The 22,211-nt window shown below is 67.2% G+C and carries 16 protein-coding genes; 14 read left to right on the top strand and 2 right to left on the bottom strand.

Translation table 11 applies throughout. The features are described from left to right. The first annotated feature begins 60 nt into the window (after positions 1-60). From ACZF5Y_RS07310 to lnt, 7 genes are all read left to right on the top strand, one after another. Positions 61-1,152: a tRNA (adenine-N1)-methyltransferase gene (locus tag ACZF5Y_RS07310; RefSeq protein WP_497535313.1), complete on the top strand. Its 1,092-nt coding sequence runs from the start codon at positions 61-63 to the stop codon at positions 1,150-1,152. A 92-nt stretch (positions 1,153-1,244) separates the two neighbouring features. After that, positions 1,245-2,171: a peptidylprolyl isomerase gene (locus ACZF5Y_RS07315; RefSeq protein WP_497535136.1), complete on the top strand. Its 927-nt coding sequence runs from the start codon at positions 1,245-1,247 to the stop codon at positions 2,169-2,171. Positions 2,172-2,179: 8 nt separating this feature from the next. Further along, positions 2,180-3,307 (top strand): helix-turn-helix transcriptional regulator, encoded by a 1,128-nt coding sequence (locus ACZF5Y_RS07320; RefSeq protein WP_497535137.1) that lies wholly within the window; start codon positions 2,180-2,182, stop codon positions 3,305-3,307. Beyond that, positions 3,300-4,322, top strand: a complete 1,023-nt coding sequence (locus ACZF5Y_RS07325; protein WP_497535138.1) for a helix-turn-helix transcriptional regulator — start codon at positions 3,300-3,302, stop codon at positions 4,320-4,322. The genes ACZF5Y_RS07320 and ACZF5Y_RS07325 overlap by 8 nt, the downstream gene beginning before the upstream one ends. A 49-nt stretch (positions 4,323-4,371) precedes the next feature. After that, positions 4,372-5,208 (top strand): twin-arginine translocase subunit TatC, encoded by an 837-nt coding sequence (gene tatC / locus ACZF5Y_RS07330; RefSeq protein WP_497535139.1) that lies wholly within the window; start codon positions 4,372-4,374, stop codon positions 5,206-5,208. A 3-nt stretch (positions 5,209-5,211) separates the two neighbouring features. Then, the gene (locus ACZF5Y_RS07335) at positions 5,212-7,548 is read left to right on the top strand and encodes a DEAD/DEAH box helicase (RefSeq protein ID WP_497535140.1); all 2,337 of its coding nucleotides are present in this window, start codon (positions 5,212-5,214) and stop codon (positions 7,546-7,548) included. Then, positions 7,545-9,227, top strand: a complete 1,683-nt coding sequence (gene lnt, locus ACZF5Y_RS07340) for an apolipoprotein N-acyltransferase (RefSeq protein ID WP_497535141.1) — start codon at positions 7,545-7,547, stop codon at positions 9,225-9,227. The genes ACZF5Y_RS07335 and lnt overlap by 4 nt, the downstream gene beginning before the upstream one ends. On the opposite strand, the gene ACZF5Y_RS07345 is transcribed toward lnt, so the two are convergent. Continuing rightward, on the bottom strand, positions 9,219-9,578 hold the full coding sequence (locus ACZF5Y_RS07345; RefSeq protein ID WP_497535142.1) for an RNA polymerase-binding protein RbpA: 360 nt from the start codon (positions 9,576-9,578) through the stop codon (positions 9,219-9,221). The two genes, lnt and ACZF5Y_RS07345, sit on opposite strands and share 9 nt — an antisense overlap. A gap of 160 nt (positions 9,579-9,738) precedes the next feature. Here ACZF5Y_RS07345 and ACZF5Y_RS07350 point away from each other — a divergent pair, with 160 nt between their 5' ends. The 7 genes from ACZF5Y_RS07350 (at position 9,739) to ACZF5Y_RS07380 (ending at position 21,449) form a co-directional block, all read left to right on the top strand. Beyond that, entirely contained in the window at positions 9,739-10,506 is a 768-nt protein-coding gene (locus ACZF5Y_RS07350; protein ID WP_497535143.1) for an SDR family oxidoreductase, read from the top strand. 362 nt (positions 10,507-10,868) lie between these two features. Beyond that, a complete protein-coding gene (gltB, locus tag ACZF5Y_RS07355; protein WP_497535144.1) occupies positions 10,869-15,503 on the top strand; it encodes a glutamate synthase large subunit in 4,635 nt (1,544 codons plus the stop codon). Then, a complete protein-coding gene (locus ACZF5Y_RS07360) occupies positions 15,496-16,947 on the top strand; it encodes a glutamate synthase subunit beta (protein WP_497535145.1) in 1,452 nt (483 codons plus the stop codon). Before gltB ends, ACZF5Y_RS07360 begins: the two co-directional genes overlap by 8 nt. A gap of 35 nt (positions 16,948-16,982) precedes the next feature. Beyond that, positions 16,983-18,581, top strand: a complete 1,599-nt coding sequence (locus ACZF5Y_RS07365) for a methyltransferase (RefSeq protein WP_497535146.1) — start codon at positions 16,983-16,985, stop codon at positions 18,579-18,581. A gap of 7 nt (positions 18,582-18,588) precedes the next feature. Beyond that, positions 18,589-19,908, top strand: a complete 1,320-nt coding sequence (gene hisD, locus ACZF5Y_RS07370; RefSeq protein WP_497535314.1) for a histidinol dehydrogenase — start codon at positions 18,589-18,591, stop codon at positions 19,906-19,908. Beyond that, the gene (gene nrdR / locus ACZF5Y_RS07375) at positions 19,908-20,393 is read left to right on the top strand and encodes a transcriptional regulator NrdR (RefSeq protein WP_497535147.1); all 486 of its coding nucleotides are present in this window, start codon (positions 19,908-19,910) and stop codon (positions 20,391-20,393) included. Before hisD ends, nrdR begins: the two co-directional genes overlap by 1 nt. Before the next feature lie 3 nt (positions 20,394-20,396). After that, on the top strand, positions 20,397-21,449 hold the full coding sequence (locus ACZF5Y_RS07380) for a quinone-dependent dihydroorotate dehydrogenase (protein ID WP_497535148.1): 1,053 nt from the start codon (positions 20,397-20,399) through the stop codon (positions 21,447-21,449). 109 nt (positions 21,450-21,558) lie between these two features. Here ACZF5Y_RS07380 and ACZF5Y_RS07385 read toward each other — a convergent pair whose 3' ends face one another. Further along, positions 21,559-22,128: a DUF3043 domain-containing protein gene (locus ACZF5Y_RS07385; RefSeq protein WP_497535149.1), complete on the bottom strand. Its 570-nt coding sequence runs from the start codon at positions 22,126-22,128 to the stop codon at positions 21,559-21,561. Positions 22,129-22,211 lie beyond the last annotated feature (83 nt).

A 22,211-nucleotide genomic window follows, 5' to 3' on the forward strand; every position in this document is an offset into this window, starting at 1 on the left:
GAGATTTGGCCGACGCTCTCGGGCATTGACGCCGAGGCGCTGAGCGCCCGATTCGCCGAACTGCGCGATGCGCATCCGTCCGCGGGTCTTGCTGCCGAAGGCTTGGATACCGGATCACCGGCACTCCGGGGCCCGCTCGTCTACGGCGATCGCGTCCAACTGACTGGGCCAAAGGGCCGCATCAATACGATCACGCTCGTGACTGGCGGCGAGTTCCACAGCCACCGCGGCGTCATCGCCCACGCCGATATCGTCGGGCTGCCCGACGCATCGGTGATCGCGAACAGCAGCGGTGAGGAATACCTGGCACTGCGCCCGTTGCTCTCCGACTTTGTGATGTCGATGCCCCGCGGCGCGGCGATCGTGTATCCGAAGGACGCGGCGCAGATCCTCTCGCTTGCCGACATCTTCCCGGGCGCTCGCGTGGTCGAGGCCGGGGTGGGTTCGGGAGCACTCACCCTGCATCTCTTGCGCGGCGTCGGTACCACGGGGGAGCTGTTCTCATTCGAGCGTCGCGAGGAGTTCGCCGACGTCGCCAGAGGCAACGTGGCAGCGTTCGCTGGCGCGATTCCGGCGAACTGGACGGTGACTGTCGGTGATCTGCAGGAAACGCTGCCCGCGGTCTGCAGCGGCGGAACGATCGACCGGGTCGTGCTCGACATGCTTGCTCCATGGGAGTGCGTTGACGTCGCCGCCGATGCGCTGGCACCCGGTGGCGTCATCATCTGTTACGTCGCGACCGTGACCCAGCTGTCGCGCACCGTCGAGCAGATTCGTCGCCACGGCGGATTCGCGCACCCGCAAGCGTCGGAGACGCTGGTACGGGGCTGGCACGTCGAGGGGCTCGCGGTGCGCCCGGATCACCGCATGGTGGCGCACACCGGCTTCCTGGTGACCGCGCGCCGGTTGGCACCGGGCACGGTGCTTCCCGAGCTCAAGCGCCGTGCGTCGAAGAGCGACTTTAGTGCGGCTGATCTCGGCAACTGGCTGCCCGATCTCGGACCCGAGGGCGAGGCGCCCGAGAGTTCTGAGGTCTGGACCCCGGAGGCTGTGGGCGAGCGGGTCAAGAGCGACAAGATCCTGCGCAAGAAGGTGCGCGAGGCTCGCCAGTTCGCCGGTGAGCGCGGCGCGGAACTGCCCGAATCCGAATAGTGCGGGCCCGGGTGCGAGCGCTCCGTGTGCTCGTGCACAGGCCCGATTCGATAAGATGGCCGGGTTCACATCGGCTTCCTCGAGAGGTGCTCATGCTTCGTCGCATCGTTCCCGCAACCGCAGCCGCCGTGCTGCTTCTGGCCGGGGTCACCGGCTGCAGTGCGCAGCAGGCGCAGTCGGCCGACTGCTCGTCGGTGCTGCAGCCTGGCGCGCTCAGCGACGGAACGACGGTGCTCGGCGCATTCGGTGAGGAGCCGCAGGTCTCGGTGCCGAAGAATGTCTCGATCGACACGACGCAGCGCACCGTTGTCGACTCCGGCGAGGCGGATGGTCATGTTGCCGACGAGGGCACGGTTGTGGGCGTCAACATGGCGTTCTTCGCGTCGACGGGAGGCGACCCGCTCTACGAGAGCGCTGGGTTCTCGGATGACGCGGCGAGCCCAGAACTGCTGCTCGTCTCCGCTGACGTCTCCAACCCGCTCAGCGAGGCCGTGCGGTGCACGGTCCCGGGTGACCGAGTCGTGCTTGCGCTTTCGCCAGATGACAGCGCGCAGCTCGCCGGGCAGCTGGGTGCTCCGACCGGCGCCTCCATTGTGGGCGTGATCGACGTCGAGACGACCGGCCCACTCCGCGCTGATGGCCCGGTGCGCGGCCTGCCCAACGGGTACCCCGCAATCGTGACGACGGAGGACGGTCGCCCCGGCCTCGTGCTGCCGCCCACGGAAGCGCCGGGTGCGACGACTTCCGCAGTGCGCATCGAAGGCGACGGCAAGAAGGTCACCGCTGACGACAGCGTGATTGCTCAGGTGCTCTCAGTCGACTGGAGCGGCAACGTGCAGCAGAACACTTGGGATTCCAGCGTGATCCGCGTGGGGTCGGAAGCCGACATTGCTCAGTCCGGGAACACCTACCGCACGGAACTCACCGGCGCGAAGGTCGGCTCGCAGGTGGTCGTGCTCGAACACGAGTCGGGGTCGATTGCACGCGTGGTTGTCGTTGACATCGTCGGAGTCAACTGAGCTCGGCAATGGCAGGCGGCTCGTCCGGTACGACGGCGGGTGCGGATCGCGGCGCGTCCGCGCAGCGATCGCGCGTGCCGAGCGAGCAGCGGCTCTTCAGCCTCGTACTCGCGCTCGTCGTGAGCCCGAACGGCTCGACGAAGCGCGAGCTCCTCTCGTCGGTGTACGGTTACGCTGATCGCTACTCGCATGGCGAGATCAGTGCGTCGTTGGAGAAGCAGTTCGAGCGCGACAAGGAGCAATTGCGGGAACTCGGCATTGCAATCGAGACGTTCGACGATCCTTCCGAGATCGGCAACAACCAGCTCACGCGGTACCGGATCGCCAAGGATCTGCTGCAGTTTCCGGCCGACCTGCGGTTCACCGAGCGCGAGCTCATGCTGCTCCGTCTTGCAGCGCTTGCCTGGAGCGAAGGAAGCCTCAGCGCCGAATCGCGACGCGCGGCCATGAAACTTGAGGCGCTGGGAGCCGGGCTCGACGTCCAGCACCTCGGCATTGCTCCGCGACTCGGTTCGGTGGAGCCCGCGGCCGCGCCACTGCAATCCGCGATCGACGCGGGCCTGGTCGTCACGTTCGCCTATCGCATGCCGGATCGCGACACGGCGCTTGAACGCCGTGTTGCCCCGCTGCGCCTGCATCGAGCCGAAGGCCGCTGGCATTTGGTGTCGTGGGATCTCGACCGCGCCGCACCGCGCACTTTTTTGCTCGCGCGCATCGAGGGCACGGTGCACGTGCTCGAAGAGCGCATTGCCGATGACCTCGCGCCGGTCGTCGACATCGCGATCGCCGACCTCGAACGGTTGCGCGTTGAGCGCCGTGCCGTGCTGCGGGTGCGACGCGGCAGTCTCGCGGAGGCGCGGTTGACCTCGCGCGGTGCTCGGGTGCCTCGAATGGACGCTCCCGGCACCGATGCAGGCGCGGAGAACGGCACGACCGACGTCGAAGTCGGAGTGCTCGATCCGCACCTGCTCGCCGCTGAGCTCATTGGCTTTGGCCCCGATGTGACGGTGTGCGATCCTCCGGAGTTGCGGGCGCTCGTCGTCGCGGGCCTTCGACGCATTGCGGCTGTGCACGGCACAGATGCCGGCATCGACCCGTCTCGTGCCGAACCTCACGAAGGAGGCCACCGTGCGTAGCGCGCTCCTCGGCCCCGATCGTGTCACCCTGCTTCTGGCACTCGTCGCCTATTTGCGCGAGTCCGGCCCCGTACCGGTGCCGGAACTCGCCGAGCGATTCGGGGTCACCCCGCGGCTCCTCCGCACCCTCGTTCGATTTCTCGGCACAGCCGGGGTGCCCGGCGAGACGCTGAGCTACCAAGACGAAGACCTCTTCGATATCGATTGGGACGCGCTCGAGGTGCATGACACGGTCAGCCTCACGCGCACGGTCGCCGTTGACGAAGCGCCTCGATTTGCGCCACAGGAGACCGCGGCACTCGTGGCCGGTTTGCAGGCGCTCACCGCCATGCTCGGGCCTGAAGACGCGGCGTTGGCGCGCAGAACCGCAGAGAAACTGGGTTCGGCTCTGGGCTCGTCTGGCCTTGCTGCGGTCTCCATTGCGCCGTCGACGGAGCATTCGGAGGTCGCGGTCATCCTCTCCGCAATCGAAACGGGGCGGAGTCTCTCGTTCCGCTATCGCGATGCGGCGGGTGCGGAGACGAGCCGCACGGTGCTCCCGCGGTTGCTGACGCAGGGGACGGGTACCTGGTATCTGCGCGGATACTGCTTCGAGCGAGCTGCGGAGCGCACGTTCCGGCTCGATCAAGTTTCGGGGCTGCGCGTGGTCGGTTCAGACGTACCCGCAGGCGACGTCACGGCTGCGCCGTCACCGGACGCATCTGCATCCGGCCCGCGCATCGCCGCGGTTCGCGAGCCCGCTGCGAGCCAGCCGGCCGATCAGGACCCTCCGGCGATCGTCATCGAGGCGCTCGCCTCACCGCAGGCGGCTGCCCGGCTACGAGGATTCGCCCCCGAGATCATCGAGGAATTCGAGGACGGACGTCTGCGTCTGCAGATCGCAGCGTGGCACCCGTGGGCCGCGGTGCAGGTCGTGCAGGTGCTCCCCGGTGACATCGAGATCGTCGCGCCAGCGTCGGCGCGCGCCAGCGTGGCGGAGTGGGCGGACCGCGCCCTGGCGTCGTACGACGAGTGACGGGGCACAGACGGCGGGTTCTCGGTATCTGCTGAGATACACTGAGGCAATGGCTGAACAGGCGCGGAAGCGGCGCAATCCCGAGGGGCGCATGAGCCTCGGGGAGCACCTCGTCGAGTTCCGTAAGCGCCTGCTCATCTCCGCTGTCGCGATCGTCGTCGCGCTGGTCGCTGGCTGGTTTCTCTCCGACTGGGTATGGAACATGCTGCGCAGTCCGGTGCAAGATCTCGCTGCGGTCGGGCGTGACGCGCAGATCTCATACGGTGACATCTCAAGTGGGTTCGACACCAAGGTGCAGATCGCGCTGTTCATCGCCGTCATTCTTGCCTCGCCGGTGTGGCTGTACCAGATCTGGGCGTTCCTGGCGCCAGGTCTGACCCGCCGGGAGAAGCTCACCGGTGTGGGCTTCCTCGCCGCAGCGGTGCCGCTGTTTCTCGGCGGCGCCTACGCCGGGTGGCTCGTTCTGCCGAACATCGTTCGTCTGCTCGCAAGCTTCCAACCCACGGAAGACACCTTCAATCTCAACGCGCGAAGCTATCTCGATTTTGCGATCAAGCTGGTGCTCGCTGTGGGCGTCGGGTTCGTGATGCCGGTGCTGCTCGTCATGCTGAATTTCATCGGTGTGCTTCGAGGCGCGTCGATCCTGCGGAGCTGGCGGATTGCGATTCTGGTCATCATTCTCTTCGCCGCGATCGCAACGCCGGCAGCCGATCTGATGAGCATGTTCCTGCTCGCGGCGCCCATCGTTGTGCTGTACTTTGCGGCCGCAGGAATCGCAATTCTGCACGACCGGCGCGTCGACAAGCGCCGCGCCGAGGAGTTCGCCGCCTACGACCTCGATGCGCCGCAACGCGCGAACGATACGAACCAGCCCGGCCATCGCTGAGCGATGACCGGCGCAACAGAGGGGGACACCGTGCCGAATGAGGCGCCGCTGATCGAGACCGCCGTGGATGCGTTCGCCGCGTCGCTGCAGTATCCGCTCGATGCGTTCCAGCGCACCGCGTGCGAGCGCCTCGAAGAGGGGCGCAGCGTCCTTGTTGCCGCACCGACCGGGTCAGGCAAGACAACGGTCGCGGAGTTCGCGGTCTATCTTGCCCGCCGCGAGCGCGATGCCAGAATCTTCTACACCGCGCCCATCAAGGCGCTGTCGAACCAGAAGTTCCGCGAGCTCTGTGCGACATACGGCGAGGAAGAAGTGGGGCTCCTCACCGGTGACGTGAACGTGCGCGGCGACGCGCCGATCGTCGTCATGACGACGGAGGTGCTCCGCAACATGATCTATGCGGGATCGGACGCGCTCGACGAGCTCGAGTGCGTGGTGCTCGACGAGGTGCACTACCTCGGTGATCGGTTCCGCGGGGCAGTGTGGGAGGAGATCATCCTGCATCTGCCGCAGCGGGTGCGCATCGTCGGGCTCTCCGCGACCGTTTCAAACGCCGAGGAATTCGGGGACTGGATGCACGCGGTGCGTGGCGACACCGACGTGATCCTCTCCGAGCACCGTCCGGTGCCGCTGTACCAGCACGTCCTCACATCGCGGGCGCTCCTGCCGTTGTACGTCGATCGTGCTGGCGAACTTGCGACCGGAGGTCGCATCAACCCGGAGTTGCACGCGCTCGAAGGTCGCGGCGGCTCGCGGGGTGGTCGCGGGGGTCGCGACGGACGATCCGGTCGGGGCAGTCACGGCTACGACTCGGGTCGAGATCGCGCGCGCGGGCGGCCCCCGGTGCGGCGGTCGAAGCGGATCTCGCGATCCGACATCGCCCGAGCACTCGATGAGACCGACCTGCTCCCGGCCATCGTCTTCATCTTCAGCCGCAACGGGTGCGACCAGGCTGTGAAGCAGTGCCTGTACGAGGGCATCGCGTTGACGACTCGGGACGAACGCGACGAGATCCGTCGTATCGCCCGCGCCGAGATCGCCGGCATGACCGAGGAAGAGCAGCGTGTGCTGGGTGCGCGAGAGTGGCTCGCCGGTCTCGAGCGCGGCGTCGCGGCCCACCACGCCGGCTTGCTGCCCGCCTTCAAAGCGGTTGTCGAACGGTTGTTCCAAAGACGTCTCGTGAAACTGGTGTTTGCGACCGAGACCCTGGCGTTGGGCATCAACATGCCGGCTCGGGCCGTGGCGATCGAGCGCCTCGACAAGTTCAACGGCGAACAGCGCGTGCCGCTGACCTCGGGGGAGTTCACACAGCTCACCGGCCGCGCCGGGCGACGAGGCATCGACCACGAGGGGCACGCCGTCGTCGTGTGGAGCGATGGCGTCGATCTCGAGGCGCTGGCGCACCTGGCCGGGGCGCGTTCGTTCCCGGTGCGTTCGAGTTTTCGCCCCACCGCGAACATGGCGGTGAACCTCCTGCAGCGCATGGATCTCACGCGAGCGCGCGACACGCTGGAGCTGTCGTTCGCGCAGTTCCAAGCCGACCGCGCCGTCGTCGATCAGGCGCGCGAGCTGCGCGCTGAGCAGGAGTCGCTCGCCGGATACGACGACGCCGCCGCCAGGGCTCAGGGGGCGGATCGGAAGCGATGGGAGGATCGCGCGCGCAAGCTGCGTCGACGCGTCGAGCGCGGGAGGCGTCAGATCGCCTCGCGCACGGGTACCATCGCTCGCACGTTCGACCGCGTCGTCGATCAGTTGCTGGAGCTCGAGTACGTCGAGGCGGATCGCAATGGCGACGTGAATGTGACGCAGTGGGGCAACCTCTTGCGCAGAATCTACGGTGACCGCGATCTCTTGATTGCCGAGTGCATTCGGGAAGACGCCTGGCGCGGCCTTGATGCCGCCGGTCTCGCCGCCATGGCCTGCGTGCTCAGTTACGAGCCTCGTCGGGATGATGAGGGCGAACCGCGACTCCCGGGTGGGCCGGCGTTTGCAGCTGCCTACGACCGTGTGCTCGACCTCTGGGTGCGTCTCGATGATCTCGCCGAGCGATCCCGCCTCACGCGCAGCGAGCTCCCGCATGCCGGGCTCGCCGCGACCATGCATGGCTGGGCTACAGGTCGGCCGATCGAGCGGGTGCTCGAGGCCTCAGGAATCGGCGCGGGTGATTTCGTGCGCTGGGCGAAGCAAACGATCGACCTGCTCGACCAGGTCGCTCAGGCCTGCGAAGCAGCCGTGCTCGACGAACTCGATGAAGACCGGCTCGGTGCGCTCGCTCGCTTGGCGCGGGAGGCCAAGCGATCGGTGAAGCGCGGCATCGTCGAAGCGTCGAGCTCATCGTGACGCGGTGGGTACGCCGGTCGGTGCTGCTCCGCGCCGACCTCAGAGGAGTGGTCGCGCTGCGGCGGTGGGTCGCCCTCGTGAGTGCGGTCGCGGGCGGTCTACTGCTCGATGCGGCGACACCGGGCCTCGCTTGGTGGCCGCTCGTCTTCCCCGCGGTCGCGCTGATCGGTGCCGCGGTATGGCAGCAGCCTGCGGCGTGGGCGTTGCTGAGCGGCTCCGCTGCCGGCGCAGCGTTCTGGATGCCCCACATCTCGTGGCTGACCCTGTACCTCGGGCCGATTCCGTGGGCGGCGCTTAGCTCACTCATGCTGCTCTGGTTCGGCCTGTTCGGGATGCTCGCCGCGATCGCGACGCGCGGGCTCGCTCGCTTCGGGAGCGACACCCGCACGACAGCGCGTGACCGTCGACTCACCTGGGCGATCCCGATTGCCCAGGCGGTCACGGTCGCCGGCCTCTGGGTGCTCCGCGAGCAGGTGCAGGGAGCGTGGCCCTACGGCGGGTTCGCGTGGGGACGCTTGGCGACGACCCAAGCAGATAGTCCGCTGCTGCAATCGGTATCGTGGTTCGGATTCGCCGGCCTGGGTGCCTGCATTGCCGTGGTGTGCGCATTTCCCGTCGCGGTCGCGTTCAGCTGTCGTGCGCGCGCGACTGAGAGCTCCGTGGTGGGCTCCGAGCGTCTCGGCCTGCTGCGGCGACCACTGACAGTGGGCACGGGAGCCGGGCTCGCCCTGCTCGTCGCATTGGCGTTGCTGCCTGCGGCGCCTCTCGAGCGGACGGGCACGCTGCGCGTCGCCGCAGTGCAGGGCAACTCGCAATCCGGAATCTTCGACGACCGCGAAGCGGGCGGCGTGATCCGGGATCACTTCGACGCGACGGAGCATCTGCTCGATCGGTTGGAGGCGACAGGTGAATCAGTCGACGTCATCGTCTGGCCCGAGAACAGTGCGGAGTTCGGTCTGCCGGAGAACGTCATTCGCAGTCAACGGCTTGCGAAGCTGTCGCAGCGTGCGGGCGCGCCGATCGTGGTGGGGTCGGTGCTCGCGAACCCGGATGGCACCTACAGCAACAGCTCACTCGTCTGGCGGCAAGACGGCCCGACGGGGGAGCGCTACGACAAGCGTTACCCGGTGCCGTTCGCGGAGTACATGCCCAACCGAACGTTCTTCCACGCGATTGTGCCTGACCTGGTCGATCTCGTGCAGCTCGAGTACTCGCCGGGCGCCCGGCCGGCCGCGCTCGACGTCGATACGCCCGCGGGGGTCGTTCAGGCAGGCATCGCCATTTGCTTCGATATCATCTTCGACCCGCAAGCGGTCGAAATGGTGCGTGACGGGGCCCAAGTGATCTTCGCCCAGACGAACAACGCCGACTTCGGGCACACCGATGAAAGCGTGCAGCAACTGGCGATCGCGCGAACGCGCGCGGTGGAAACCGGGCGCGCAGTCGTCAACGATTCCACGGTCGGCACGAGCGCCATCATTGCCCCGGACGGATCGGATCTCGCGCGGCTGCGCGCGTTCACGGCAGACGCTATGGTCGCGGAAGTGCCGCTGGTGGTCGGGGAGACCCCGGCGTTACGTTTCGGCGCAGCGATTGCGTGTGTCGCGACCGGGTTGGGAATCGCGGGCCTGGTCGCTGGAATCGTCGGATTGGGGCGGCCGCGGCGCAGGCTAACTTGAGGTGCCGCGGCGCTGCCGCAAGAGCTGGAGACGTTCTTCGAGCAATTCCTCGAGCTCTTCGCGCGTACGACGCTCGATCAGCATGTCCCAGGGAGTGCGCTGCGAGGCGCCCTTCTCCTCGAATTCCGCACGTGCGACTCGACCGGCTTCGTCGTCGAGAAACCCGATCTCGCCGCTCTTCTGATCGACCCACTCCGCAGGTGGCTCCGCATCAGCATCGAACATGACGGTAAAACGGATGCCGCGGTCGGTGAGATACTCGATCGAACGGCGCGGGGAGAGTTCGACGCCCGCTTCGCCCTGCAGGCTGGTCGCGCCGATGCGCGTTCCTCGGAGTGTTCGATCGGCCATGTGGGAACCCCCTCGTGTGTGCCGTCCACGTCTCGTCGTGGCGCCGGTGCCTCCAGTGGCAGAGTACCGCTCGTGCCTGGCTCCGCGATACCCCCGACCTGGGGATTGACTGGCCGTCCAGTACCCTGGATGCAGGTATCACCACGATTGAGGAGTACATGTGACCCAGATTCTCGAGGCCGGCAGTCTCGCCGGCCGACGCGCCCTGGTAACGGGATCATCCCGCGGTATCGGAGCGGACACGGCGCGCTACTTCGCTGAGGCGGGCGCGGACGTGGTTGTCAACTTCCGCAACAAGGCCCCTCGGGCCGAAAAGCTCGCGAATGAATTTCGCGAGCTCGGCGTTCGCGCGCTGGTGCAGGGCGCTGATCTGACGGATCCCGCTTCGGTGCAGTCGATGTTCGACGCCGTGCGCGAGGAATTCGGTGGCCTGGACATCTTGGTGCTCAACGCGTCGGGCGGCATGGAGAGCGGGATGGGCGAAGACTACGCACTGCTGTTGAACCGCGACGCGCAACTCTCGGTGCTCGACGCTGCGCTCCCGCTACTGGGTGAGGGATCGCGCGTGGTGTTCGTCACCAGCCACCAGGCGCACTTCATTCGCTCGACGCCGACGATGCCGGAGTATGTGCCCGTTGCTGAGTCGAAGCGCGCGGGTGAAGATGCGCTTCGAGCGCGCATCCCCGAACTCGAATCGCGTGGCATCGGCTTCACCGTCGTGTCGGGCGACATGATCGAGGGCACGGTGACCGCAACGATGCTCAACCGTCTCAATCCCGGCGCGATTGAGGAGCGACGTGAGCAGGCGGGCAAGCTCTACAACGTTTCGGAGTTCGCCGCGGAGGTGGCGCGTGCGGCGATCGATCCGGTGCCTGCAGACCACACGCGACTCGTGGGTGACACATCGAGCTTCGGCGGTGACGCATAGCCTGGCTCTTCCAGAATGCCGACGCGGTGTTCGATAATCGAATGGTACCCCCTACCTGATTCGATTATCGAACACCGCGTTTGTTCTATCAAAGTAACGCCTCTGCGATGCTGTGTTTCCGGGATGTTACGAATCGAATACGTCTGCGGCAAAAGTCAATAAGTTCCGTCAAAAATTCGGCAATCTTCCGCGCGTCCCCGCACGCGAGGCAGGAACTGCGATGTCGTTCGCATTTCGCCGAAGAAACAGAGTGCTACATTTTGAGCTCAGCCACCGCGCAAGCGACGGGGAGCCCCTGGGCGCCTCGATGAGCGCATGACCGCACCGGGGCGCACGACGTCCCGACGATCGAGAGGACGTCGATGCCGCAGCGCTCGCCGATCACCCACCCGGGCTCGACTTTCCCCGCCCCTGTCGGACTCTACGATCCCGCCGACGAGCGAGATGCCTGCGGGCTCGCCTCCGTCGTCGCGCTGACCGGTCAGGCCAGCCATACGATCATCGAACAGGCACTCGAAGCGCTCGAGCATCTCGAGCACCGCGGCGCGGTCGGCTCAGACGCGGGAACCGGTGACGGCGCCGGCATCTTGAGCGATCTGCCCGACCTGCTCATCCGCGGGGAGCTCCACGCGCAAGACGCCTCGCTGCGTCTGCCCGAGCCGGGCGCATATGCCGCCGGCCTCGCGTTCCTGCCGCAGGCCACCACGGAACGCCGTGCCGTGCAGTATCGCATCGCGGCGATCGCAGCCGAAGAAGGGCTGAGCGTGCTCGCCTGGCGCCCGGTGCCGGTGCGTCCTGACGTGCTGGGGGAAAGCGCGCGCATCGCGAGCCCGGTCATCGAGCAACTCGTGCTCGTTGCCGCTGCAGGGACGACCCTCAGTACGGACGACCTCGACCGTCAAGCATTTCGCACGCGCAAGCGCGTGCAGCATGAGACCGGTTGCTACCTGCCGTCGCTCAGCGCGCGCACCATCGTCTACAAGGGCATGGTCACGACGCTGCAGCTTCCCGCCTTCTACCCGGAGCTCTCCGATGCGCGATTCGCGAGCCGCTTCGCCATCGTGCACTCCCGCTACTCCACGAACACCTTCCCCTCATGGCACCTCGCCCAGCCCCTGCGCATGGTCGCGCACAACGGCGAGATCAACACTGTGCGTGGCAACCGCAACTGGATGCGTGCGCGCGAAGCACAGCTCGAATCGGAGCGCCTCGGCGACATCTCGCCGCTGCTGCCGATTTGCTCGGACGGAGGCAGCGACTCTGCCAGTTTCGACGAGGTCTTGGAACTCCTCGTGCAGGCGGGTCGGTCGCTGCCGCACGCGCTGGCGATGATGGTGCCCGAAGCGTGGGAGTCGGAGTCGGGTCTGTCGTCCGAACTCGTCGACTTCTTGGAGTACCACTCGCTCGTCATGGAGCCCTGGGATGGGCCGGCCGCCATGATCGCGACTGACGGCACTGAACTCGTCGCACTGCTGGATCGCAATGGTCTGCGCCCGGGTCGGTATCTCGTGACCTCCGACGGGGTGCTCGTGATCGCGAGCGAGACGGGGGTGCTCGATATCGCGCCTGAACGCGTCGTGCGGCGCGGTCGGTTGCAGCCCGGACGCATGCTGGCGGTCGACCTGGCGACCGGTCACATCCGCGAGGACGATGCGGTCAAGGCCGAGCTCGCGGCGTCGCAGCCGTGGGGCGACTGGCTCGCCGAGGGGCGCATCCGACTCTCGGAGCAACCGGAGCGCGAGCACCTGGTGCATCCGCCCGCCTCGATCGAGCGGCGCCAGCGCACCTTCGGATACACCGAGGAAGAACTCCGCGTGTTGCTCACTCCGATGGCCCGGGACGCGATCGAGCCGCTCGCCGCGATGGGGAGCGACACACCGATTGCGACGCTGTCGGATCGCCCCCGCCTCGTCTTCGACTACTTTGTGCAGCAGTTCGCGCAGGTGACGAACCCGCCGCTCGATGCGCTTCGCGAAGAACTGGTCACCAGCCTGCGCGCCGGTCTGGGGCCGCAGGAGAATCTGCTCACGCAGTCGGCAGATCATGCGCGCCAGGTGATCCTCGACTTCCCCGTGATCAACAACGACGCGCTCGCACGCATCCAGCACTTCGGTGACGACCCGGAGCGGGAACGCGCAGTCACGATTCGTGGACTCTACCCGGTTGATTCGGGTGCCCGAGGCCTCGCCGACCGGCTGGACGCGATGTGCCGCGAGGCGAACGCCGCGATCGATGCCGGTGCCGAGTTCATCATTCTCTCCGACCGCGATTCGAACAAGGATCAGGCCCCAGTGCCCTCCCTGCTCGCGGTGTCGGCGGTGCATCACTACCTGATTCGCGAAGGCAAGCGTTTGCGCGTGGCTCTCGTCGCCGAGGCCGGGGATGTGCGCGAGGTGCACCACGTGGCGGCACTCATCGGCTACGGCGCCGCCGCGGTGAACCCGTACCTCGCGATGGAAACGGTAGGACTTCTGGTGCGTGACGGTTCGATTCCGGAGGTGTCTGAGGACGCTGCCATTGCCGGTCTCATCAAGGCGCTCGGCAAGGGGATGCTGAAGGTGATGTCCAAGATGGGTATTTCGACGGTCGCGTCGTACTGCGGTGCGCAGACCTTCGAGGCCATCGGACTCTCGCAGCAGGTCGTCGATCGGTACTTCACCGGCACGACCTCACGGCTCGGCGGGATCGGACTCGATGTCATCGCTGCAGAGGTCGCCGCACGGCACCGCTCTGCGTACCCCGACGATGTCGCGGCTCATGCGCATCGCACCCTCGAAACCGGAGGCGAATACCGCTGGCGGCGCGGGGAAGAGCCGCACCTCTTCGACCCGGAGACGATCTTCAAACTGCAGCACGCGACGCGCACCGGGCGTCGGGACATCTTCACCGCCTACACAGAACGCGTCAACGAGCAGCAGGAACGCCTCATGACGCTGCGCGGTCTCTTCAAATTCTCTCCGCAGCGCCCGGTGGTGCCGCTTGCCGAGGTCGAACCCGTGAGCGAGATCGTGAAGCGGTTCGCCACCGGAGCGATGAGTTACGGCTCCATCTCGCCGGAGGCGCACGAAACGCTCGCGATCGCGATGAATCGGCTCGGCGCGAAGTCGAACACGGGCGAGGGCGGCGAGGCCGACGATCGTCTCCTCGACCCCGAGCGCCGCAGCGCGATCAAGCAGGTCGCGTCCGGTCGCTTCGGCGTCACCTCGATGTACCTCACGCACGCCGATGAAATCCAGATCAAGCTGGCGCAGGGTGCCAAGCCGGGGGAGGGCGGGCAGCTGCCGCCGACCAAGATGTACCCCTGGATCGCCCGTACCCGTCACGCGACGCCGGGCGTGGGCTTGATCTCGCCTCCGCCGCACCACGACATCTATTCGATCGAAGATCTCAAACAGTTGATCTTCGACCTGAAGCGTGCGAACCCGTCGGCACGGATCAGCACGAAACTGGTCGCGCAGAGCGGTATCGGGCCGGTTGCGGCCGGTGTCGCCAAAGCGCTCTCCGATGTGATTCTGGTGTCGGGTCACGACGGGGGCACCGGCGCGAGCCCGATGAACTCGCTAAAGCACGCCGGATCGCCGTGGGAACTCGGCCTCGCCGAGGCGCAGCAGACGCTGATGCTCAACGGCTTGCGGGAGCGCGTGGTGCTCCAGGCCGACGGGCAGCTGAAAACGGGCCGCGACGTGGTGATTGCCGCACTGCTCGGTGCCGAAGAGTTCGGATTCGCGACCGCCCCGCTGGTGGTCTCCGGATGCATCATGATGCGCGTCTGCCACCTCGACACCTGCCCAGTGGGCGTCGCGACGCAGAACCCCGACCTGCGTGCGCGGTACACGGGGCAAGCCGAGCACGTGGTGAACTTCTTCCGCTTCATTGCCGAAGAGGTGCGCGAAATCCTCGCGTCACTCGGGTTCCGCTCGCTCGACGAAGCCGTGGGCGACACCTCGGCGCTCGACGTCAACGACGCGATCGCGCACTGGAAGGCATCGGGGCTCGACCTCACGCCGATCCTGCGCGGACCGGTCTTCGCCGAGGGCGAGCCGCGCCGTCACGGACGGGAGCAAGATCATGAGCTGGGAGAGCACTTCGACGTGCAGTTGCTGCCGATGGCAGCGGATGCGCTCGAGCGTCGCGATCCTGTGCTGATCGACCTGCCGATCCGCAACATCGATCGGGCCGTGGGCACCACGCTCGGCCACGAGGTCACCAAGCGCTTCGGCGCGGAGGGCCTCGCCCCGGAAACCATCGACATCACCCTCACCGGTTCGGCGGGGCAGTCGCTCGGCGCATTCATGCCCGCCGGCATCACGCTGCGACTGGTGGGAGACGCGAACGACTACGTCGGTAAGGGACTTTCGGGCGGCGAGGTCGTGATTCGCCCGCACCCCGAATCCGGGCATCCCGCTTCGGGCAACGTCATCGCCGGCAACGTGATCGGCTACGGCGCGACGAGCGGGTCGCTCTGGATCGCGGGCGTCGTCGGCGAACGGTTCCTGGTGCGCGGCTCGGGAGCGACCGCCGTGGTCGAGGGCACGGGTGACCACGCGCTCGAGTACTTCACCGGTGGCTTCGCGCTGATTCTCGGGCCGACGGGCCGCAACATCGGCGCCGGCATGTCGGGCGGCGAGGCGATCCTGCTCGATCTCGATCCGGCCGACGTCAATTCGGCCGAGCTCGCGTCGGGCTCGCTGCTGCTGCAGCGGTTCGGCGGAGCGGACGACCTGGGCCCGGGGCTTCCCGACGGTGAAGAGCGCGCGCTGCGCGAAAAGATTGTCGGGCTCGTCAAGCGGCACGGCGAGCAGACCGGATCGTCTGTCGCCGCCGAACTGCTCGAGAGCATCGAGCGCGACCCCGAGGGCACCTTCGCCCGATTCACGCGTCTGATCCCGCGCGGCTACTCGCGCGTCCTCGAGATTCGAGTGCGCGCCGGTGAACAGGGCATCGACCCCGATGGTGACCGTGTCTGGTCCGAGATCTTGGAGGCGACTCATGGCTGATCCCCGCGGATTCCTGAAAGTGCGCGAGCGCGAACTCGCGCCGAAGCGACCCGTCGAACTGCGACTCAAGGACTGGAGCGAGGTCGTCGACCCCGCGAACCCGAAACTCGTCGCCAAGCAGGCGTCGCGGTGCATGGACTGCGGCGTCGCGTTCTGCCACCAGGGCTGCCCGCTCGGCAACCTCATTCCCGAGTGGAACGACCTCATGTTCCGCGGTCGGGAGCGGGAGGCCATCGAGCGTCTGCACGCGACGAACAACTTCCCCGAGTTCACGGGTCGCGCGTGCCCGGCACCCTGCGAGTCTGCCTGCGTACTGGGAATCAACCAGCCCGCGGTCACGATCAAGCAGATCGAGAACAGCATCATCGACCAAGCGTTCATGAACGGCTGGGTCGTACCGCAGCCGCCGTCGCGACTCACGGGAAAGACCGTGGCGGTCGTCGGGTCGGGGCCCGCGGGCCTCGCCGCGGCGCAGCAGCTGACCCGTGCCGGCCACACCGTCGCCGTCTACGAGCGCGATGAGGAGCCGGGCGGCCTCCTCCGTTTCGGCATCCCCGATTTCAAACTCGAGAAGACCCTTGTCGCGCGCCGTGTGGAGCAGCTGAAAGCCGAAGGCACACGGTTCCGGTGCGGCATCGAGATCGGCCGTGACATGTCGTGGAGCGAGCTTCGTCGACGTTACGATGCCGTCATCGTCGCCACCGGTGCCACGGTGCCCCGCGAGCTGCCACTGCCCGGCCGCGAACTCGCCGGCATCATGCCCGCCATGGAGTATTTGTCGGCCTCGAACCGCGTGCAGTCGGGCGCGCTCTCCGAGACGCCGTTCGACGCCGCGGGAAAGCATGTGATCGTGATCGGCGGCGGCGACACCGGCGCCGACTGCATCGGCACCGCGCATCGTCAGGGCGCGAAGTCGGTCACGAATCTCGCGATCGGCAAGAAGCCGTCTGAGTTCCGCAGCACGGGTCAGCCGTGGCCGGTACACCCCACCCTGTTCGAGGTGTCGAGTTCGCATGAAGAGGGTGGAGAGCGCAAGTTCCTCGCATCGACCGTCGAATTCGTCGCCGGCGAGGAGGGTCAGGTCATCGGCCTCCGTGTGGCAGAGACCGGCTTCACCGAGGAGGGCCGCGTGCCGATCGCCGGTACCGAGGAACTGCTCGATGCAGATCTCGTGCTCATCGCGATGGGATTCACCGGCCCCGAGGAGATCGAGGACCCCGCGCATCGTCTGGAGCGCTCGAAGCGTGGCGCATTCGAACGGGAACGCGACTACGCCACCGAGCTGCCCGGGGTATTCGTCGCCGGCGACGCAGGCCGCGGTCAGTCGCTGATCGTCTGGGCGATTGCCGAAGGTCGTGCCGCCGCCGCGTCGGTCGATCGGTATCTCACGGGCGACACCGTGCTGCCGAGCCCGGTCACCGCGCACGACCGCGCGTTCGTCTGAACGGACACCGCCGCGGGGCGGACTACGCTGGGCAGGTGCACGATGAACTCGCTCGACGTCTTCGAACCGACCTCGCGGCGGCGCCGTACCGCGCCGCCGCCGTAACCGCTCTGCTTGGGTCCGTGGCCGACGACGCGCGTCAGCGCGGAGTGTTCGCGCCGGCGCGCCAGGCCCTCGCAGGTGCGCACGGTGCGCTCGCGACGCTTGTTCGCGTCTTTCTGCTCGGGGAGTCGGTGCCGGATCGCGACATCGAGACGGCACTCCCTGCACTCGGCGCCACCGGCGCGCACCAGCTCGGCCTGATCGTGGCCGACGGGGTCGCTGCAGAGCAGCCCCTCGACGCGATCGATGGCAATGGAACTCCGTCGTCGGCATGGCGTGCCGCACTCTCGCTCAATTCCGTGGTCGTCGATGCCGATGTTGAGTGGTGGGTGCTGTCCGATCTCGACGACCAATTGCGCCGCGGCCCGGCCAGGCCCGACCACGTCATGGGTGTCGGTGGCGCAACACGCTCATTGCTCGCGCAGTCGCCCCGCGGAACAGTGAAACGAGCGCTCGATCTCGGCACCGGCTGTGGCATCGTGGCGTTGCAGCTGACGCGATTCGCCTCGAGTGTGGTCGCGACCGACATTTCGGAGCGGGCCCTCGCGCTCGCCCGCACGAACGCCGTACTGAACGACGTCGCCGATCAGATCGAGTTTCGGCGGGGAGATCTGTTCGCGCCGGTGCGCGACCAGAAGTTTGACCTGGTCCTGTCGAACCCTCCGTTCGTCATCACGCCCCGTGATGCCGGCGCACCCGTGTACGAGTACCGTGACGGTGGACTCACGGGTGACGCGCTCGCAGAACGGGTGATCACGCAGGGGCCCGAGCACCTCGAAGAAGGGGGCACGCTCCTCTGCCTGGCGAACTGGGAGTCGCCGTGGGGCACCAACGGACTCGGGCGCGTAGGCGACTGGATTGAACGCGCGATCGGGATCGCCGGACCACTCGCGGCCTGGGTACTCGAGCGGGATCGCGTCGAGCCGGCAACGTACGCGGAAACCTGGGTGCGCGACGGAGGAGCGCGCCCAGGGGATCCCACGTTCGAAAGGCTCCTTGACGACTGGCTCGCAGATTTCACCGCTCGCCGTATCACGGCGATCGGTCTGGGGTCCGTGCGCGTTCGACGACGCCCCGCGGCCGCCGAATCCGTGGTCCAACTCGACTCGGCGCTGGGCGCATTCGCTGCAGCACCGGGGGACCGGCTGCAGCGTGCGTTCTCCGTCGGTGCTGCCACCGCGGCAGCCGACGCTGCGACGGTGCTTGCGACCCGCTGGGTGCTTGACGACGCCGTGGTCGAAGAGCGGGAGCATCGCCCCGGCGAGGAATCCCCGCGCCGCATCACCCTGACCACTGACCAACCCATCGCCCGACGTGTTGCCGCCGATGCATTGTTGGCCGCCGCAGTCGGAGCCTGCGACGGAGAGCTCACACTGCGGCAGATCGCCGACGCGCTCGCGACCCTCCTCGAGGTCGACGCGGCAGCGGCCGCAGACGCACTCGTCGCCGGAATCACCGAACTCGCGTGGTTCGGGATGGTCGCACCCGGGAATGCAGCCGTGCCGGGCGGTCAAGCTGCGCCGGTAGACTGATTCGGTGATGCGAACGATCGACCTGCGCGGCTCCGACCTGTCGCGATCTGCGTTGCTGCAACTCGTACCGCGTGCAGCCGTCAGCGCCGATGTCGCCGTGGAGCGCGTGCGGCCGCTGGTCGCCGACGTCGCGGAACGCGGTGAAGCCGCACTGCGAGACCAGGCCCGCACATACGACGGAGTAGCAGATCATGCGCTTCGCGTGCCGACAGAAACGGTGCGCGCGTCGTTGGACGACTGCCCGCCTGACGTCGAAGCGGCGCTGCGAGCGCTCATCGCGAGGCTCAGAGTCGCCTCGGAAGCACAGGTACCCGAGGATCGAGAAACTCGCATCGCGGATGGCGCGGTGATCCGTCAGCGCTGGCAGCCGGTGTCTCGGGTGGGGCTCTATGCACCCGGTGGAAAAGCCGCCTATCCGTCGTCGGTCGTCATGAATGCGGTTGCGGCGCAGACCGCAGGCGTGCCCAGCCTGGCGCTGGCGTCGCCGGCGCAGCTCGATAACGACGGCCTGCCGCACCCCGCGGTGCTGTGGGCGGCTGCGTTGTGCGGCATTCCTGAGGTCTACGCCATCGGCGGCGCAGGAGCGATCGCGGCGTTCGCGCACGGTGTGCCTGAGATCGGCCTCGACCCGGTCGACGTCGTGACCGGGCCGGGCAATGTGTTCGTCGCCGCGGCCAAGCGCGTGGTGAGCGGACTCGTGGGCATCGACGCCGAAGCGGGGACGACCGAGATTCTCGTGATCGCCGACGCCACGGCTGATGCCGCATTCGTGGCCGCCGATCTCATTAGTCAGGCCGAGCACGATGAGGCCGCGGCCTCGGTGCTGGTGACGGACTCGCCTGAGCTCGCTGATCGAGTCGCGGCCGAGATCGCGGATCGCGCAGTCATCGCATTCCACGCCGAACGCGTGGCGACGGCACTTCGCGGCCCGCAATCCGGCATCATTCTGGTCGACGATCTCGCGGCAGCAGCGCAGGTGAGCAACGCCTACGGGCCCGAGCACCTCGAAATCCACACCTGCGACGATGAAGCCGTATTGGCGCAGATCACCGATGCCGGTGCCATATTCCTGGGCGCCTACACGCCGGTTAGTCTCGGGGACTACCTCGCCGGTTCGAACCACGTGCTCCCGACAGGCGGCACCGCCCGATTCGCCTCGGGGCTCGGCGCTCACACGTTTCTGCGCCCGCAGCAGATCATCCGCTACGAACGTGACGCGCTCCAGTCCGTCGAGCAACCGTTGCGCGCACTCTCGCGGGCCGAAGGCCTCCCCGCCCACGGCGATGCCGTGAGCGTTCGATTCGAATCAGCAAGGGAGACCCGCTGATGCACTGCCCGTTCTGCCGCCACCCCGACTCGCGTGTTATCGACTCGCGCACCGCTGATGACGGATTGTCGATTCGTCGACGCCGCCAGTGCCCGGAGTGCGGGCGACGATTCACCACGACTGAGACGGCGAGTTTGACCGTGATCAAGCGATCCGGCGTCGTCGAGCCGTTCAGCCGCGAGAAAGTGATGAGTGGCGTGCGCAAAGCGTGCCAGGGGCGCCCCGTCACTGAGGCAGATCTCGCCGTGCTGGCCCAGCAGGTCGAGGAGTCGGTTCGTTCAAGCGGCATCGCCCAGTTCGATGCCAACGAGATCGGGCTGGCGATCCTGCCCCATCTGCGCAAACTCGACGAAGTGGCGTACCTGCGTTTCGCGAGCGTGTACCAAGCATTCGAATCGCTCGAAGACTTCGATGCCGCGATCGAAGAATTGCGTGCTCGCCCGGCCGCGGCGACCGCTACGTCCACCACTGATCCGGAGGCCTGACCCGTGCGCTGCTATCCGCTGCTGTTCCAGACCGTGCTCCGCCGCATGGATCCCGAACGGGCGCACCACCTCGCGTTCCGCGTGATCCAGGCGATTCCGTTCGCAGGTGCACTCGCCCGGCGCGTGACCGGTGCCGATCCATCGCTGCGCGTCGCGGCGCTCGGCACCGTGTTTCCCAGCCCGTTCGGGCTCGCCGCCGGATTCGATAAGAATGCGACTGCGATCGCTGGGCTCGGAGCGCTCGGCTTCGGCCACGTCGAAGTGGGCACGCTGACGCGACACGCGCAGCCTGGCAACCCGAAGCCCCGCATGTTCCGACTCGTGGGCGAGCGAGGGCTCGTGAACCGCATGGGATTCAACAACGGTGGCTCCGCAGCGGCCGTGCCGCGGATCGAACGTGCGCGACTCACACGCCACCGGCCGGTCATCGGTGTGAACATCGGCAAGAGCCGGGTGACCGAGGTCGAAGACGCCGTGCACGACTACGTGTGGAGCACCGAGCGACTTGCCCCCATCGCGGACTACCTCGCGATCAACGTCAGTTCGCCGAATACCCCTGGCCTGCGCGGGCTGCAGGAGCTGGAAATGCTCGAGCCCCTGCTCTCAGCAGTGCGTGATGCGGCCGGAACGACGCCGGTGCTCGTGAAGATCGCCCCCGATATGGGCGACGAACAGATCGATGGCATCGTCGCGCTGGCGCGCAAGACCGGACTGAGCGGGATCATCGCGACGAACACCACCATCTCCCGTGATGGGCTCAGTGCATCCTCGGCGGAGATCGAGCGAATCGGCGCCGGCGGCCTGTCGGGCGAGCCGCTGCGCGATCGCGCACTTGAGGTGCTGCGACGCATCCGAGCGATTGAACCCGACCCGGAGTTCTGCGTCATCGCCGTCGGCGGAGTGACCAGCGCATTCGACGTGCTCGAGCGCTTGCGGGCCGGGGCAACCCTCGTACAGGGGTACACAGCCTTCATCTACGAGGGTCCGCTGTGGGCTCGCGCAATCAACCGGGGACTGCGCCGTGCAGGCTACCGGGGGAGCGCCGCACCGAAGTAACCCGGCGGGTTCCGCAATCCCGCGTTCCGCATTGCCTCTGTTCTGCAACGCAGTGAGCCCCGCACCCCAGATGAGGGGCGCGGGGCTCACTGCGTATGCGGCATGAACCTCAGCTGGGGAATGCGCCTCGCTTGACGAGCGCCTTGGGCGCGCGGAGCGGGCGGAACTGGAACGCGCGCATCGCTGCGTACCACCGGAAACCTGGCTGCACGCGATCCTCACCGAACTTATCGCCCAGCTTGCGCTTCAACCGCACACCGAGGAAAACGGCGTCGAGCACGGCGAGACCGACAAACGCCCAGATCACGAAGAGGCTCACGACCTGAATGGGGCCGGGGATGAACGTCATCACCAAGACCACGAGCATCATCGGGATCAACATTTCGCCGACGTTCCATCGAGCGTCCACATACTCGCGGACGTAGCGGCGCTGCGGGCCGCGATCGCGAGCACCAAGGAAGCGCTCATCGCCCTGCATCATGCCAACGCGCATGCGCTCGCGAGTCTCTGCCTGCTGACGTCGCTGCTCTTTGACCGCGGACTTGTCGCGTGAGCCGACGATCGGGCGAGCGTTTGCGGCCTGGGCCTGCTTGCGCGAGGGCGTCGGGCGGCCCTTGCCTACGACGGCACCGTCGCCATCTGATGCGTGCTGCTCGTTCGCAGCGCCCTTCTCTGCCACGCGAATCCTCTCCATTGGCCGCGCCGAGGCGCGGAAGTCGTGGGCTGCACGCAAACGCTGCGCCCGGTGATGCTGCACGCGCT

The organism is Leucobacter sp. WKLB1 (assembly GCF_059696215.1).